The following is a 16,887-nucleotide window of genomic DNA, read 5'->3' on the forward strand; positions in this document are numbered from 1 at the left end:
CCCCCCGCCACTCTCCGCAAGGGCTAATTTCGTCGGCGGTTAACGGTGTCCATGCATGTCACGGAGTTTCCGTAGGTAGAACTCTGTAAAGCTGCAGGCCACAGCCGGTTCCCATGTTCATGACGTTCACAGGTTTATTTAGGTTCGTAATTTGGGCCGCACATAAGTCACCCCCACCAAGGTCCCTATAGAGGGGGACTTGACGGGGGTATCAACCTGAGGTTGAATCTAAGAAGTTTTATAGAACGCCGAGCGCACTGCCGTAGCCAGAAGGTAGGACACCGGTGCCACGGTCACAACGGTGACGAGGAGCTGAATGACTTCGGCACGGAATTGGAGCGCGGCAGTCCCTGGAGCGAGGTCGTGGGTGGTGAAGGTTGCGATTCCGGTAACGACCACCGCGGCAGCGCCGGACAGTGCGCCGGTAAGAATTGTGAAGCGCTTGTATTTGAAGGCGAGGAAGGCTGCCTCCATTGCCAGGGCGGTGAGGAGGATTGTTGGCCAGCTCAGCTGCTCAAAGCTCCCAACCAGCGCACGGCACAAAATGACGGTCATGACATACCCCACGAACGCCGCACCCGGCTTGCGTGTGGTCAAGGCCGCGCACAGGGCACCCATAAACTGCAGCACCCATAACGCAGAGAGCAGAGCCATAAGGTTGTCCCAACCGAGGGGAATGCCCTCCCCCGTCGCCGCTCGCTGAAAAACGGCGGCTTTTCCCCACAGCAGAAGTGCGCCCATGAGGGAGAAAGCCATGACCACAAGGGCGTCAATGCCTGTCCACGTCTTAGTTTTTTCGGCAGTCACAGTCGTGGATGAATTCGTATCCTTGGAGCTCTTGTTGGCGTGGGTCATAGGTTAGGGCCCTTCTTGACAGGAGTGCTGGTGATCTACTGTGTCGTTGGCACTATTCTAAGCAAAGCCAAATAATCCCGCAGTCCAAAAAGACCCGCACCTCTTCCCCACCAGCGTGTGGCGGGGTGAAGTGCGGGTCTTGGTTTCCCTTTGCCGTTAAGGGGCTAAGGACTAGGTCCTAGAAGGTGTAGTCCTCCTCCAGCGGGACGGAAGCGCCGGTGAACTCACCGAAGCCATCGTCGCCGTAGATGGAATCACCGTAGGTCGGGATGGAGTACGCAGCATTGCGTGCAGCCTCAGTCGGCTTCACGCTGATGTTGCGGTAGCGGGAAATACCCGTACCGGCCGGGATCAGCTTACCGATGATGACGTTCTCCTTCAGACCAATGAGCTGATCCGAGCGCTTGTTGATAGCGGCGTCGGTAAGCACGCGCGTGGTCTCCTGGAAGGAGGCCGCAGACAGCCAGGACTCCGTAGCCAGCGAGGCCTTGGTAATACCCATGATCTCACTGCGCAGCTGTGCCGGCTGGCCACCCTCAGCAACCTGAGCGGCGTTAACCTGCTTGGCCTCAGAGAGGTCAATGAGGTTGCCCGGCAGCAGGTCGGTGGTACCAGCGTCGATGACAGTACCGCGACGCAGCATCTGGCGGATGATGATCTCGATGTGCTTGTCGTGGATAGCCACACCCTGTGCACGGTAGACGGCCTGGACCTCGTCGATGAGGTGCTTTTCCACACCACGGCGGCCGAGGACCTCCAGAACGTCGTGCGGGTCAGCCGCACCGCGCATGAGGCGGTCACCGGTGGTGACGTGGTCGCCGTCGCGAAGCGAGCGCTCGATCATGGCGTCCGGGTTGGACTCCATCGGGCGGCGGACCTGAGCCAGGCCCTGACGCTTCGACAGCTTCTCGTAGACCACATTGTCGGAGCCATCATCGGGAGTGATGGTCAGGGTCCAGAAGTTGCCCTCATCGGACAGGGACACGGTGCCGTCAACGGAAGCGATAGGAGCGCGGTTCTTCGGGTTACGGGCCTCGAAGAGCTCCTGAACACGCGGCAGACCGCCGGTAATATCGCCACCGACACCACCCTGGTGGAAGGTACGCATGGTCAGCTGAGTACCCGGCTCACCAATGGACTGTGCGGCCACGATGCCGACGGCCTCACCGATGTCGACCAGCTGGCCGGAGGCCATGGACTTGCCGTAGCACTTGGCACAGACACCGGCCGGGGTCTGGCAGGTCAGCACGGAGCGGACCTTGATTTCCAGCACACCAGCGTTGACGATCGTGCGGCTGAGTTCCTCAGTCAGGTCGGTGCCTGCCTCAGCGATGACCTCGCCGTTTTCATCCTTGACGTCGTTAGCCACGACGCGGCCGGAGGCGGAGGTCTCCCACAGCTCGTGCAGGTCGTAGGAGCCAGGGGCAACCTCGATGCCGAGCGGGACGCGCACGCCCTGGCGGGTGCCACAGTCCTCCTCGCGGACGATGACGTCCTGCGCCACGTCCACCAGACGACGGGTGAGGTAGCCGGAGTCAGCGGTACGCAGAGCGGTATCCGCCAGACCCTTACGGGAACCGTGCGAGTTGTTGAAGTACTCCAGAACCGACAGGCCCTCGCGGAAGGAGGTCTTAATCGGACGGGTGATGTAGTCACCCTTGGAGTTCACAACCATGCCCTTCATGCCGGCCAGGGTCCAGATCTGACGCATGTTACCGGCAGCACCGGACTTCACGATCATCGGAATCGGGTTGTCGTCGGGGTACATCTCCTCGACGGCGTTACCCACGGTGTCCGTGGCATCCTTCCACAGCTCCACCAGGCGGTCGTAGCGCTCGCGCTCGGTCAGGGCACCCTGCTCCCAGTACTTGCGCTCAATGCGCTCTGCTTCCTTCTCATAAGACTCGAGGACCTCGGTCTTGTTCGGCAGAACCAGAACGTCGTGCATGGTGATGGTCACGCCAGAGCGGGTGGACCAGTAGAAGCCCGCGTCCTTCATCTTGTCCAGAACCTGGGCAACGGTGATCATCGGGTACTTCGCGGCGAGGTCATTAATGACGTCACCCAGCAGCATCTTGTTGCCGGCGCCGCCCTTACGGACCATGACGCCCTCGAGGTACGGGTAGTTCCACGGCAGCAGGTCATTGAACATGATGCGGCCCAAGGTGGTCTCAGCGAGCCAAGCCTGGCCCTTCTGCCAACCATCCGGGAACTGCTCTGCCTCAATGTCTGATGGCGGACGCAGGTGAGAGATCCGCACCTTGATCGGGGCCTGCAGGCCCAGGACACCGCGGTCACGAGCCATGATGGCCTCCGCGTAGGAGGAGTACACGCCCTGCTCCGGACGGTCTTCGGTGGCGGGCTGGTAACGGCCCTCACCGCCGATCTCGTCCTCGGCCTTGTCCATGGTGAGGTAGTACAGGCCGGTAACCATATCGAGGCGCGGCATAGCCAGCGGCTTACCGGAAGCCGGGGACAGAATGTTGTTGGAAGCCAACATCAGCACACGTGCCTCAGCCTGTGCCTCGGCGGACAGGGGCAGGTGGACTGCCATCTGGTCACCGTCGAAGTCAGCGTTGAAAGCCTCACAAGCCAACGGGTGCAGCTGAATGGCCTTACCCTCGACGAGCTTCGGCTCGAAGGCCTGGATACCCAGGCGGTGCAGGGTAGGTGCGCGGTTCAGCATCACCGGGTGCTCGGAAATGGCCTCTTCGAGGACGTCCCACACCTCGGAGCGCTGGCGCTCCACCATGCGCTTAGCCGACTTGATGTTTTGCGCGTAGTCGTTTTCCACCAGGCGCTTCATGACGAAGGGCTTGAAAAGCTCCAGTGCCATGAGCTTCGGCAGACCACACTCGTGCAGCTTGAGCTGCGGACCAACGATAATCACGGAACGGCCGGAGTAGTCCACGCGCTTACCCAGCAGGTTCTGGCGGAAGCGGCCCTGCTTGCCCTTGAGCAGGTCAGACAGGGACTTCAGCGGGCGGTTACCCGGGCCAGTGACCGGACGGCCGCGACGGCCGTTGTCGAAGAGCGCGTCAACGGACTCCTGCAGCATGCGCTTCTCGTTGTTCACGATGATCTCGGGAGCACCGAGGTCGATCATGCGCTTGAGGCGGTTGTTGCGGTTGATCACGCGACGGTAGAGGTCGTTGAGGTCGGAGGTAGCGAAGCGGCCACCGTCCAGCTGCACCATCGGGCGCAGCTCCGGGGGAATCACCGGGATAGCATCCAGGACCATACCGGCCGGGTCATTGCCCGAGCGCAGGAAGGCTGCAACAACCTTCAGGCGCTTAAGGGCACGCATCTTCTTCTGGCCCTTGCCGTTGTTGATGATCTCCTTGAGCTCCTCGGCCTCAGCCTCGAGGTCGAAGTTGCGGATCAGGGTCTGGATAGCCTCTGCACCCATGCCGCCGGTGAAGTAATCCTCGTAGCGGTCAACCAGCTCTTCGTAGATGGTCTCATCGATGATCATCTGCTTCGGAGCCAGCTTGATGAAGGTGTTCCAGATTTCATCGAGGCGAGCAACCTCGCGCTCACCGCGCTCGCGGATGTGCTGCATCTCCTTGTCGGCAGCGTTCTGGACCTTGCGGCGGGCGTCGGCCTTAGCGCCGGCGGCCTCCAGCTCAGCCAGATCCTGCTCGAGCTTGGCAGCGCGCTCAGCGATCTCTGCCTCGACGTCATCCTCCACGTCCTTCTTCTCCAGCAGCATTTCTGCTTCCAGAGTGGACTGGTCATTGTGGCGAGCTTCCTCGTCCACGGAGGTGATGATGTTGGCGGCGAAGTAGATGATGCGCTCAAGGTCCTTCGGAGCCAGGTCCAGCAGGTAGCCCAGGCGGGAAGGAACGCCCTTGAAGTACCAGATGTGGGTAACCGGCGCGGCCAGCTCGATGTGGCCCATGCGCTCACGGCGCACCTTGGACTTGGTCACCTCGACGCCACAGCGCTCACAGATGATGCCCTTGTAGCGCACGCGCTTGTACTTACCGCAGGCACACTCCCAGTCACGGGTCGGGCCGAAGATGCGCTCACAGAAGAGGCCGTCCTTCTCCGGCTTGAGGGTGCGGTAGTTAATGGTTTCGGGTTTCTTGACCTCGCCCTTGGACCAGCGACGGATGTCCTCTGCGGTGGCCAGCCCGATGCGGAGCTCGTCGAAGAGATTTACGTCAAACACGTAATGTCTCCCTTTCATCCCCCGTCAGGGGGAAGTTGATGGCTTTGAATGTAGGTGGTGTTTCGTGATGCCCGCCGCTTATGGCGGCGGACCAAGAAGCTAGGCGATGTCTGCGTCGGAGCGCTCGTCGCGGGACAGGTTAATGCCCAGGGACGGAGCGCCGTCCATGTCGTCATCGTCGGAGCCGGACAGTTCCATCGGGGTGCCGTCGGTGGAGAGAACCTCCACGTTCAGGCAGAGGGACTGCAGCTCCTTGAGGAGGACCTTGAAGGACTCCGGAATACCCGGATCCGGGATGTTGTCACCCTTGACAATGGCCTCGTAGACCTTGACGCGGCCGACCACGTCATCGGACTTGATGGTCAACAGCTCCTGCAGGGTGTAGGCAGCGCCGTATGCCTGCATTGCCCACACCTCCATCTCACCGAAGCGCTGGCCGCCGAACTGTGCCTTACCACCCAGCGGCTGCTGGGTAATCATGGAGTACGGACCGGTGGAGCGGGCGTGAATCTTCTCGTCGACGAGGTGGTGCAGCTTGAGCATGTACATGTAACCGACGGAAACCGGGTACAGGTATGGCTCGCCGGAGCGGCCGTCGAAGAGGCGGGCCTTGCCGTGCTCATCCACCATGACGTCACCATCGCGGTTCGGCTTGGAGGAAGCCAGCAGGCGAGAGATCTCCTCGTTGGTGGCGCCGTCGAAGACCGGGGTTGCGGTGAGAGACTCCGGCGGGACGTCGTACAGCTCTTCCGGCAGGGTCTTGAGCAGCTCAGCGTTGGCCGGGTCCTCGGTGTCGATCTTCCAACCAGCGTGTGCCAGCCAGCCGAGGTGAACCTCGAGAACCTGGCCGATGTTCATACGACGCGGCACACCGTGGGTGTTGAGGATGATGTCCACCGGGGTGCCATCCTCCATGAAGGGCATGTCCTCCGGCGGGAGGATCTTGCCCACAACGCCCTTGTTGCCGTGGCGGCCAGCGAGCTTATCGCCGTCCTGGATCTTGCGCTTCTGAGCCACGTAAACGCGGATCATCTCGTTGACGCCCGGGGCCAGATCGTCATCATCCTCGCGGGAGAAGCGGGAGACGCCGATGACCTTACCGGTCTCACCGTGCGGCACCTTCATGGAGGTATCGCGCACCTCGCGGGCCTTCTCACCGAAGATGGCGCGCAGGAGGCGCTCCTCCGGGGTCAGCTCGGTCTCACCCTTCGGGGTGACCTTACCTACCAGGATGTCGCCCGCGCGGACGTCAGCACCGATGCGGACGATGCCGCGCTCGTCGAGGTCACGCAGAACGTCATCGGAGACGTTCGGGATCTCGCGGGTGATCTCCTCCGGGCCCAGCTTGGTATCGCGAGCATCGATCTCGTGCTCCTCGATGTGGATCGAGGTGAGGATGTCTTCCTCCACGATGCGCTGGTTGAGGATGATGGCATCCTCGTAGTTGTGGCCTTCCCACGGCATGAAGGCAACCAGCAGGTTGCGGCCGAGGGACATCTCACCATTGTGGGTACCGGGGCCGTCGGCAAGCACCTGGCCTGCCTCCACACGGTCACCCAGGGAGACCAGCGGAGTCTGGTTGTAGTTGGTGTTCTGGTTGGTGCGCTCGAACTTGCGCAGCATGTAAGTATCGCGCTGGCCCTCGTCATCCATGATGGTGATGAGGTCCGCGGTGACGTTCTCCACCACGCCCGCCTTTGGGGTGATGATGAGGTCACCAGCATCGTAGGCAGCGCGCTGCTCCATACCGGTGCCCACGTACGGGGCCTCGGAACGAACCAGCGGCACGGCCTGGCGCTGCATGTTCGCGCCCATGAGGGCACGGTTAGCATCGTCGTGCTCGAGGAACGGAATCATGGCGGTTGCCACGGAGACCATCTGGCGCGGGGACACGTCGACGTAGTCCACGCCGGAGGCGTCGGTCACACCGATATCGCCATCCTTGAGGCGGACCTCGATGCGGTCGCCGGTCAGGGTGCCGTCGGCATCCTTCTCAACCTCAGCCTGCGCGATAGCGAAGCGATCCTCTTCATCGGCGGTGAGGTACTCCACCTGGTCGGTGACCTTGCCGTCCACGACCTTGCGGTACGGGGTCTCGATGAAGCCAAAAGCGTTGACGCGGGCGTAGGAAGCCAGCGAACCGATCAGGCCAATGTTCGGGCCTTCCGGGGTCTCAATCGGGCACATGCGGCCGTAGTGCGAAGCGTGAACGTCTCGCACCTCAATGCCGGCGCGCTCACGGGACAGACCGCCCGGGCCCAGCGCGGACAGGCGGCGCTTGTGGGTCAGGCCGGACAGGGAGTTGTTCTGGTCCATGAACTGCGAGAGCTGGGAGGTACCGAAGAACTCGCGGATGGCAGCAGAAACCGGACGGACGTTGATCAGGGAAGTCGGGGTAATCGACTCGGCGTCCTGGGTGGTCATGCGCTCGCGGACGACGCGCTCCATGCGGGACAGGCCCACGCGGACCTGGTTCTGGATGAGCTCGCCGACGGTGCGCAGACGACGGTTACCAAAGTGGTCGATGTCGTCGGTGTGGATGGAGATCATCTCACCGTTCGGGGCCTTCATCTCACGCTCGCCGGCGTGCAGGCGCACGAGGTACTCGAGGGTGACGGCGATGTCTTCCTCGGTCAGGGTCATCAGACCATCGTGGTCTCCGCCCAGGCCGAGCTTGCGGTTGACCTTGTAGCGGCCCACCTTGGCCAGGTCATAGCGCTTGGCGCGGAAGAAGGAGTTATCCAGCAGTGCCTGTGCGAGGTCACGCGTGGGCTGCTCGCCTGGGCGCTGCTTGCGGTAGATCTCCAGCAGAGCCTCATCGGTGTTGGCCACGCCATCGGACTCAAGGGTGGACATCATGAGCTCGGAGAAGCCGAAGCGCTCCTTGATCTGCTCTTCGCTCCACCCCAGGGCCTTGAGCAGCACGGTGACCGGCTGGCGGCGCTTGCGGTCGATACGAACGCCGACGGTGTCGCGCTTGTCGACGTCAAACTCCAACCATGCACCGCGGGAAGGAATCACCTTCACGGAGTGCAGCGGGCGCTCGGTGGACTTGTCGATGGTCTGGTCGAAGTAGACACCCGGGGAACGCACGAGCTGCGAAACGATAACGCGCTCGGTGCCGTTGACGATGAAGGTGCCCTTATCGGTCATCATCGGGAAATCGCCGATGAAGACGGTCTGGGACTTAATCTCCTGGGTGTCGTTATTGATGAATTCTGCGGTGACATACAGTGGCGCCGAGTAGTTGATGTCCTTCTCTTTGCACTCGTCCACGGTGTTCTTCACCGGCTCGAAGCGAGGCTCCGACAGGGACAGGGACATGTTGCCCGAGTAATCCTGGATCGGAGAAAGCTCCTCGAGGATATCCTCAAGGCCGCTCGTCACGCGTGCGTCTTCGCCGCGCTCTGCCTGCTCGCGCTCGCGCCACTCGGGGGTGCCGATGAGCCACGCGTAAGAATCGAGTTGTAGATCGAGGAGGCCCGGGACAGCGATAGGCTCGCTGATTTTAGCGAAGGAGTATCGCTTCGGGGCTCCAGGGATGTTGGCCACTGACTTGGTCTGGCGGGAGACTGCCAAGATGGGTCCTTCCAGTACCTCTGGCGGATTGCGGCCCCACCCTGGCCGGTGAGGTGCAAAACCGCTGGTAGATTTAGCATTCGGTCTGCTGTGGAATGACTGGGTTTAGAATGCACAAAATCACCTTGTCAAGTCGGTTTTACCATCACCGCTCGAAAGGCTAAATGTGCACTAAAGATCCAGATTCCAGCGCAACGAAATAGCCTATAGCATAATGGCAGCCTTGTAAAGGCGAAACGTGCCGTCGGCGTGTCGCTGCGGAGATTCGCACGCGCGGCTAGCGAGAGTGACGGCTGGCGGGACGGCGGAAAGCGCCCAGCGCTCCGAGCAGCACCAGAAGGGCGCCGATGCCGACGCCACCCCAGCGCACCCACTGCCCCACAGCACTCCGCGGGAAGCGCTCTGCTTGCTGGAGCAGCTCCGCGCGGGATTCCTCATCAGTGGCACCGTTGAAGGCGAACTGCACCTCGCGCTCGTTGCCCTCGCGGTCGGCCCAGTAGTCCTTGATATCGACGTCCATGCCCACGACGAGTCCGGTGGCTTGGTCTACAAAGAGGTCCCGTGTTGCGGCGTGGAAGAGGTAGCCCTGCTCGGTGGATCCATCCTCGTTGCTCAGCGTGGTAGTCGTGTTCCCAGCATAAAGGGTAGCCACATTGGTGGGCTCAACCTCCTGGTGGTAGCGGTAGACCGTGCGGCCATCGATGTCGAGGGATTCCTCAAAGACGGCATCCGCTGCCTTGCGCAACACTGGGTCAAAGACCGGGTAGGTGGTCTGCTCGGCATTGGCGGGCAGCTTCAGCCAGTAGCCCTCGATTGGGACCTCCGCCGTGGGCGAGCCCATGGTGTGGGAGAGCGCCGCCGGGCCCGTGGCCTCACCGCTGAGGCGGTCGACGGGATAGTTCCACACGCGCGCAAAGCTCAAGTCCTCCACGTTGCCCGTGCCACCGCGGATGGCGGACTCCCCCACCCGCAGCGTTGCGGTGTCCTTGTCCGCCGGGTCCTGGATGTCCAGGTTGAGCTGATAGGTCATCGGCTCCTCGTATTGCGTAACACCCTCTGCGGACAGTGCCTGCCCAGTGGCATTCTCATCCTGCATCGTCCACGTAGTGTCCTTGATATCCAGCGGCAGGCGCGGGCTAAAGCTCAAGAAGCTCGAAGCCGCTAGGCCAGCTGCGATCAGCGCAACGCCAAGGCCGAGCAGGAGGACGGAGAAGATGCGGGACTTGGGCAGCATGGTGGCTTATCCTACCGACTCGTTTGTTCAAAACACATTTCCCTGGAGGGTGCGTTTCAGATTTATGGGGCGCTGCGGGGCGACCCTTACCTCGCATTGAGCGCAAGTTATCTGTTTCTATGAGTGAGAGTCGGCTTCTTCTTTGTGATTCCACGGGACGATGGCGCTGACATCCGTAGTCTGGCGAGCTTTCCACAGATCGTATTCCTCTTGAAGCCCGAGCCAGAACTCCGCGGAATTCCCAAAGTAGGCCGACAAACGCAAAGCCATATCGGCACTGATACCGAGCGCACCGCGAGTGATTTTGGAAACTTGGGAACGAGTAGTGCCAATGTCGTTGGCCAGGCGATACTGGGTGATACCGCAGGGTTTGAGGAATTCTAGGAGAAGGACTTCTCCAGGATGCGGAACGGGAACAACATCAACATGAGTATGCGCGTCAGTGGTAGTCGATAAAGTCAACGTCAACAGCTCCTTCGGGTGTCCACTTGAATATGATGCGCCACTGCGAGTTGACGCGAATTGAGTAGTAACCACCAAGGTCACCCTTGAGCCGCTCCAACCGGTTTGCTGGTGGAATCCGAAGGTCCGTGACATTTACAGACCGCCCAATCATAAGTAACTTGCGGCGCACTACCGAGCGCAATTCCGATGGAATATATCGCGGCGGCACACCATCCTGATGGAACCGCTCGAGACTTCTACGCCGAAATTGCACACTCCAATAGTGTCCCTTTTTGACCCTAGTGTCAAGACTTGACACGAAATGTTTAGAATCCGCCGGGCCATCGGGGTTCCGGCAAAACGGGAACAACCCCGCACCGCAGGAAAGCGGAACGGGGTTGTTGGCGCGCAGCGAGTGTGCTGCGCGGGAAAGCTGAGTAATTCAGGTGAATTACTTGAGCTCGACGGAAGCGCCAGCCTCTTCGAGCTTAGCCTTAGCAGCCTCAGCGTCGTCCTTGGAAGCACCCTCGAGGATAGCCTTCGGAGCACCCTCAACGAGCTCCTTAGCTTCCTTCAGGCCCAGGCCGGAGACGATCTCGCGGACAGCCTTAATAACGCCGATCTTCTTAGCGCCAGCGTCGGTCAGAACGACGTCGAACTCAGTCTTCTCTTCCTCAGCGGCACCGCCGGCAGCCGGGGCACCAGCAGCAACAGCAGCAACCGGAGCGGCAGCCTCAACGTCGAAGACCTCCTCGAACTCCTTGACGAACTCGGAGAGCTCGATGAGGGTCATTTCCTTGAAAGCTTCAATGAGCTCGTCCTTGGTGAGCTTAGCCATAATTGGCATCCTTTCTCATTGTTCCTGGCCGCGCTAGGCAGCCAGATAAGTGTGTGTGTGTTTAAGTTGTGCGCCTGTAAGTGGCGTCTTAAGCTTCCGCAGCCTTCTTGTCCTGCAGGGCCGCAGCGGTGCGGACCATCTTGGTTGCAGGAGCGTTGAATACGGCGGCAGCCTTTGCCATAGAACCCTTCATGGCGCCAGCCAGCTTTGCGAGGGTGGTCTCGCGGTTGTCCAGCTTGGCGATGGCCTCAACCTGGTCGGCAGACAGAGCGTTGCCGTCCATGTAGCCACCCTTGATAACGAGTGCCTTGTTGTCATCAGCAAACTTGGTGATGACCTTCGCAGCATCCACTGCCTCACCCTTGATGAACGCAATAGCGGTCGGGCCGGTCAGGTGCTCGTCAAGACCCTCGATGCCAGCTTCGTTGGCAGCGATCTTGAAAAGGGTGTTCTTGGCGACGGAGTACTCAACGTCAAAACCGAGGTTGGTACGCAGCTCCTGGAGCTGACCCACGGTCAGGCCACGGTACTCGGTAAGCACGATGGAGTTTGCACCCTCGAGCTTCTCCTTCAGTGCCGCCAGGTCTGCGGTGTTCTTCGGGTTTGCCATTTTCTACTTCGCCTCCTTTCGAAACATCTCTTGTGTTTTCCGCCGGGGCCTTCCCTACTCCGCTTGCCCGATGGACAACCGAAATAACAAAAGCCCCGTGCAAGAGCACAGGGCGCGCGCGGAAATCCGCGCTCATTCGCAAAGTGTCTCCTGCGTGGGCCGCCCTCTAGGATGAGGAACCTTCGATCCGGGTATCCGGATGACCGACGGTCTTCGGTGAACTTTGACTCGACCGCAGCGGGCCGTTCAAACTTCGCTAGGTACTTTACAACCCGACCTGCCACAACTCCAAATCGCTCCGCTGGGAGTTTCCTGCTCGAGCTCGTGTATGAGCATGTCTAGTCACCGAGCACTCCGCGCGGAACGATGACGGGGGCGTCACTTCGCGGGTCATCCCAGATCTCGACGTCGATGCCATAGGCGGCCGCCAGCACTTCTTTTGTCAACGCCTGTTGAGGGGTTCCCTGCGCGATGATCTCGCCGTTGTTCATGACCACCATGGTGTCGGAGTACTGGCCGGCCAGCATGAGATCGTGCAACACGACGACGACCGTTTTCCCTGCATCGGCTTGTTTGCGCACAAGCTCTAAAACGCTAATGGCATGGGCTGGATCGAGGAAGGTTGTGGGTTCGTCGAGAAGCAGCACCGGCGTGTCCTGCGCCAAGGCCAGCGCGAGCCAGACCCGCTGGCGCTGGCCGCCCGAGAGCGCCGCGATGTCACGGTCGATGAAGTCAGTAATACCAGTCTCCACGCAGGCCTGCGCGATGATATCGCGGTCTTTCTCGGACAGTCCCCGCCCGCGGCCCAGGTGCGGGTAGCGGCCGCGCGCTACGAGCTCGCCCACACGCAGCCCGTCCGGTGCCATCGGCTGCTGCGGAAGAAGCGCCACGTGGGCAGCTGCTTCTTTCGGGCTCATAGCGTGCACGTCTAGCTCGCCGATGTGCACGCTCCCCTGTCGCGGGCGAAGAATCTTAGACAAGGTCTTCAACAGCGTGGACTTGCCGCAACCATTCGGTCCAATAAGCGTGGTGATTTCACCCGGGCGGGCCACCAAGTCAACGCCGGACAGGATGTCTTCCCCGTCCTTATAACCGGCATGAATACCGGTAGCTGTAATTTCTCTGTCTTTCACAAGTTTTTTATCCTCTCCGCCGTGCGGCATTCCACACCAAGATGACCAGGGCACAACCTCCGATGATGGAGGAGACAGCACCCACTGGAGCGTCTATCGGCAGCATTCCAGCAATGACAGCGCACGCGCTCAACAAGGCGGCGCCGGCAGCGCAGGAGACTAGGGGCACCGGCGTGGGCGTTCGGGCAACAATGCGCCCCACATGCGGGGCCAGGAGCGCGATGAAACCAATGGGGCCGGCCACGGATACGGTCACCGCGCAGATGCCCGTAGCTGCGACCAGCAGCAGCGCCCGTGTTCGCGTGATGTTAACCCCGAGGGAAAGGGCCGAGAGATCATCATGCGCAAGAAGCGGCAACTCCCGAGCACACCACAGGCCAAGCACCACAAAAGGAGTCAACCCCACGAGCAAAGGAAGAATGACTTCCATCCGCACGAAGCCCGTGGTTCCCGCCAGCCACAGCTGGGATTGCGCCGCGCGGAGGAGCTCGGCTGCGCGCAAGAGATACGCCACCAGCGCTTGAAACAGCAGGGAGAGCGCGATTCCGACGATGACGATGCGGTTGCTCGTGCCGATTCCCCCAAGTGCCACCAGCAGGATGGCTGCCAGCACGGCACCCAGCAACGCGAGCCCGGCTCGCCACCAGAACATGGAGAGCCCGTCGGCAAGCAGCGGCCGGGAGACTACCGTTCCGAGGACCACCATGACGGACGCGCCACCAGTCACGCCAAGAATGTCAGGCGAGGCCAGCGGATTGCGTGACATTGACTGCGTCCACGATCCCGCCAGCCCGAGCGCGGCACCCACGATGAGGGTCGCTAGAGCTACCGGCATGCGAAGGTCCCAGACAACGCGGATTTCGCTGCGGCTTCCGCCGCCGTTGAGAATCTCCAGGACCCGCCCCGGGCTCAAGACCACAGGCCCCTGACCCAAAAGGAGGACATAGGAGCTTGCTGCGACCAGAACAAAGAAGCAGGTCGCTGCCCATATCCATGTCCGGCGCTGCCGCTCTTGGGAACGCAGTTGCTTGGCGACGTCCCCCTTCTGCAACCCACTCATAGCTTGTGCTCCCCACGGTGTACGGCCCAGATGAGAAATGGTGCGCCCACAAAGGCCAAGACGATGGACATCTCCAGCTCAGAGGGACCCGCGATGAGGCGGCCCAGAATATCTGCAGCGAGTACGGAGCAACCACCGAGCAATGCGGCAGGAGCAATCATCGCGGTAACTTCTGGCCCCGTGAACCGGCGCAGCAGATGGGGGATGGCGAATCCGACGAAGGCAATGGGCCCCGTCGCTGCAGTTGCGCATCCCGCTAGAACAACGATGCTCAAGGCAGCGCCGCGCCGCGCCAGCGTGGGCGAGCCACCTAAAGCAACCGAGGATTCCTCCCCCATTGCCAGAAGATCGAGCGGGCGCGCGACACGTGCGGCGATGATAAACCCGATGAGCAATCCGGCACCTGCGATGGCGACATCCTCTGGGCCGCGCCCGAACGTGGAGCCAATGGTCCACCGGCGCATGCTGTCGAGAACATCCGTGGAGTACAGGCCGATCAGCATGGCGCCAGAGCTCAAGGCGGCAGCAACGCCTGCGCCGACTAGAACCAGCGTCAGGGGATCCTGAAACCTGCGGGACACGCCCAGCACTAATGCCGTGGCTAAGCCAGCGCCGAGGAGGGCGAGCGCGGTCCGCATTCCGGTTGAGGTGGCGACACCTAGCGCCGTCCCGAGGGCAACCAGGAACGAAGCTCCCGCGGTAATACCGATGAAGCCCGGATCAGCCAAGGGGTTTCTAGTCCAGGACTGGGCGATAACACCCGATACCGCGATTGCGGCACCCGCGAAGTAGGCCACGAACGTGCGGGGAATACGCAAATCCCACACGATGTTTTCGATATCTGCTTCGCCTCCACGGAGGAGGGCAGACAACAGATCCGGCAACGGAATAGCCCTCGAACCCACCGCCAATGAGCACAGCAAAAGGAGGAAGGTCGACACAACTAGGGCCGTGGTGAGCAGTGCGCGGCTTCTCCCCCGCGAATCCAATGCGGCTGCCTCATCGCCGTGGCGCGCACCCGCAGCACCGTGGATAGCCTCAGCCTTCCTCGGTAATGCGAGCACTTAAAGCTTCTCTTCGAACTTGTCGACGGCCCACGGAATAGTCAGCGGATTTGGCATGCTCATCGCATTGCCGGTGTCCGTGTCCAGGTAGCGAACACGGCCATCCTTGACCACGTCGAGGCCCTGGAACGTGGAATCCTTCTTGAGTTCATCGGCCGCGCCGTTGTAATCCAAGACGAACAGGTAGTCCACGTTGTTGAGCTGGGAGTAGTTTTCCGGGGCATAGTCCACGAAGAAGCTGGAACCATCACCCTGCAGTTCCTTCGGAATGTCAAAGCCGAGGTTCTCAATGAACTGGCCGCGGCCGTCTTCTGCTGTGTAGAGGCCCAGCTTCCCCTCATAGGGCATGACGATGGCTGCGCGCTTGCCCTGCAGCTCCGGGTGGGAGTCCTTGAACTGCTTAAAGGCGTCCTCTGCTTGGTCAATGAGCTTCTCCCCCTCCTCTTCCTTATCCACGGCAGAGGCGATGGTCTTAACTTGCTCCTCCCAGGGAATCTGCCAGTCTTCGAAACCTTCGGGCTTCACGGTCAGCGGGGCGATATCCTCGAGGGATTTCTTCGCCTCCTGATCCACAGCTTGGTTCACGGCGATGATCTGCGTGGGATCCGAGGCCGTGACCTGTTCAAGAACCTCTGCCGTGAAACCGGAAGCGGTGTTATAAATCACCTCGGGCTGGGCGTCACCCAAAAGTTCCTTCGCCCATGGGCCAACGCCGGAGCCATCACCGTCGCCTTGCGAACCCCAGGGTGCTACGGCAACCGGAGTGATTCCGAGTGCCAGCACGGTATCGGCATCACCGAGCCCCAGGCTGGCAACGCGTACCTCCTCAGCACTGTCCGCACCCGCGCTGCCCTCGCCACTTCCGCGCGAGCACCCCGCTAAAGCAACCGCTGCCGCTGAGACAATAGCGAGCACTGCTTTCGCGCGCCGGTTGATAGCAACCATGGAATGAACCTTTCCTTCACAGGGAAGCGGCACGCACATTAACGCGCCCCCTAACTTATTTGAGGCTAGCCTAACCTGCGCGTTATGATGGTTTCAAATTTGGCCTCTACCTAGGATCAATTCCCTTGACGCATCACCGCCTACTTCCCGTAACCCTCACCGGGAACACCCGCCTCAAGCCGCGACTGCACCGTTTAACTTTTCACTCGCCGGCTTTTAGTGACTACCCCTTAGCCGGGCCTGACGAATATTTTGGGCTCCTCATGCCCCAAGACGAGCAGGATTTTTCGCCCTTCGCGGTCGACGATGCCAATGTTCGCGCCGCCGTCACCCGATTGCCCGACGACATTCGCCCAGCATTGCGCTGGTACACCATTCGCAAGCTCAACCAAGAAGCGTGCACCATCGATGTCGACGTGGTGACCCATGGCGATAATGGCCCGGGTTCACACTGGATCCTCAATGCCCAACCCGGGGATACCGCCGGAATATATACCGGGCAAGCACTGTGGCAGGCCCCTAGGAAGTCACAACTGTTACTCGCGGATGCCTCTGCTCTACCGGCACTGTGGCACATCCTCGAGCACTACGAAGCCTTCTCACCGGAAATCTTGGATGCAGTTGACGTCGTTGCCATGATCACAGACGACGATGAAGTTGAAGACGGCTTGGAGGAGACGTGGCGCGGCAAGGTCCGCTCACTCACCATGGTCCTGGCTCCAGACGACGAACACTGCACACGCGCCAGACAACTTCTCGGCTCCCGCTTCACCCCCGATACCGCACCAGATTCGGTATGGGTTGCCGGTGAAGGGGATCTCGCAAAAGCTGTGCGCTCATTAGCCGTGCATGACTGGGGCGTTCCGCGCGAAGAGGTCATCTGGTCCGTGTACTGGATGAAAGGGAGGCCGCGGCCTTAGAGCAGTCTTCGCCTCTAGAGCCTGCCGCCTG

At 61.0% G+C, this 16,887-nt stretch carries 13 protein-coding genes; 1 reads left to right on the forward strand and 12 read right to left on the reverse strand.

Annotation, left to right across the window (positions count from 1 at the left end):
• Positions 1–228 precede the first annotated feature (228 nt).
• The 12 genes from HMPREF2896_RS07635 to HMPREF2896_RS07685 form a co-directional block, all read right to left on the reverse strand.
• Complete coding sequence (locus HMPREF2896_RS07635) at positions 229–855, reverse strand: ECF transporter S component (protein ID WP_070718903.1); 627 nt, start codon at positions 853–855, stop codon at positions 229–231.
• Between the two features lie 178 nt (positions 856–1,033).
• Positions 1,034–5,029 carry a DNA-directed RNA polymerase subunit beta' gene (locus HMPREF2896_RS07640; RefSeq protein WP_070718906.1) on the reverse strand — a complete coding sequence of 1,332 codons (3,996 nt, stop codon included), beginning with the start codon at positions 5,027–5,029 and terminating at the stop codon, positions 1,034–1,036.
• A gap of 99 nt (positions 5,030–5,128) precedes the next feature.
• Positions 5,129–8,608: a DNA-directed RNA polymerase subunit beta gene (locus HMPREF2896_RS07645; RefSeq protein ID WP_070448029.1), complete on the reverse strand. Its 3,480-nt coding sequence runs from the start codon at positions 8,606–8,608 to the stop codon at positions 5,129–5,131.
• Between the two features lie 277 nt (positions 8,609–8,885).
• Complete coding sequence (locus HMPREF2896_RS07650; RefSeq protein ID WP_070718909.1) at positions 8,886–9,842, reverse strand: cell envelope lipid trafficking protein PgfA; 957 nt, start codon at positions 9,840–9,842, stop codon at positions 8,886–8,888.
• Between the two features lie 117 nt (positions 9,843–9,959).
• A complete protein-coding gene (locus tag HMPREF2896_RS07655; RefSeq protein ID WP_186312136.1) occupies positions 9,960–10,304 on the reverse strand; it encodes a HigA family addiction module antitoxin in 345 nt (114 codons plus the stop codon).
• Positions 10,282–10,605 carry a type II toxin-antitoxin system RelE/ParE family toxin gene (locus tag HMPREF2896_RS13090; RefSeq protein ID WP_371325888.1) on the reverse strand — a complete coding sequence of 108 codons (324 nt, stop codon included), beginning with the start codon at positions 10,603–10,605 and terminating at the stop codon, positions 10,282–10,284. The genes HMPREF2896_RS07655 and HMPREF2896_RS13090 overlap by 23 nt, the downstream gene beginning before the upstream one ends.
• 132 nt (positions 10,606–10,737) lie before the next feature.
• Positions 10,738–11,124 (reverse strand): 50S ribosomal protein L7/L12, encoded by a 387-nt coding sequence (rplL, locus tag HMPREF2896_RS07660; RefSeq protein WP_010189710.1) that lies wholly within the window; start codon positions 11,122–11,124, stop codon positions 10,738–10,740.
• Between the two features lie 88 nt (positions 11,125–11,212).
• Complete coding sequence (gene rplJ, locus HMPREF2896_RS07665; RefSeq protein ID WP_070644693.1) at positions 11,213–11,734, reverse strand: 50S ribosomal protein L10; 522 nt, start codon at positions 11,732–11,734, stop codon at positions 11,213–11,215.
• A 338-nt stretch (positions 11,735–12,072) separates the two neighbouring features.
• The gene (locus tag HMPREF2896_RS07670; RefSeq protein WP_070719064.1) at positions 12,073–12,867 is read right to left on the reverse strand and encodes an ABC transporter ATP-binding protein; all 795 of its coding nucleotides are present in this window, start codon (positions 12,865–12,867) and stop codon (positions 12,073–12,075) included.
• Positions 12,868–12,874: 7 nt separating this feature from the next.
• Entirely contained in the window at positions 12,875–13,927 is a 1,053-nt protein-coding gene (locus tag HMPREF2896_RS07675) for a FecCD family ABC transporter permease (protein ID WP_070718911.1), read from the reverse strand.
• Positions 13,924–14,991, reverse strand: coding sequence for a FecCD family ABC transporter permease (locus tag HMPREF2896_RS07680; RefSeq protein WP_083311468.1), 1,068 nt, complete (start codon positions 14,989–14,991; stop codon positions 13,924–13,926). Before HMPREF2896_RS07680 ends, HMPREF2896_RS07675 begins: the two co-directional genes overlap by 4 nt.
• Positions 14,992–15,936 carry an ABC transporter substrate-binding protein gene (locus HMPREF2896_RS07685; RefSeq protein ID WP_070718915.1) on the reverse strand — a complete coding sequence of 315 codons (945 nt, stop codon included), beginning with the start codon at positions 15,934–15,936 and terminating at the stop codon, positions 14,992–14,994.
• A 125-nt stretch (positions 15,937–16,061) separates the two neighbouring features.
• On the opposite strand from HMPREF2896_RS07685, the gene HMPREF2896_RS07690 reads away from it, so the two are divergent.
• A complete protein-coding gene (locus tag HMPREF2896_RS07690) occupies positions 16,062–16,856 on the forward strand; it encodes a siderophore-interacting protein (protein ID WP_070718918.1) in 795 nt (264 codons plus the stop codon).
• Positions 16,857–16,887 lie beyond the last annotated feature (31 nt).

The organism is Corynebacterium sp. HMSC069E04, assembly GCF_001813175.1.
Classification (GTDB): Bacteria; Actinomycetota; Actinomycetes; order Mycobacteriales; family Mycobacteriaceae; genus Corynebacterium; species Corynebacterium aurimucosum.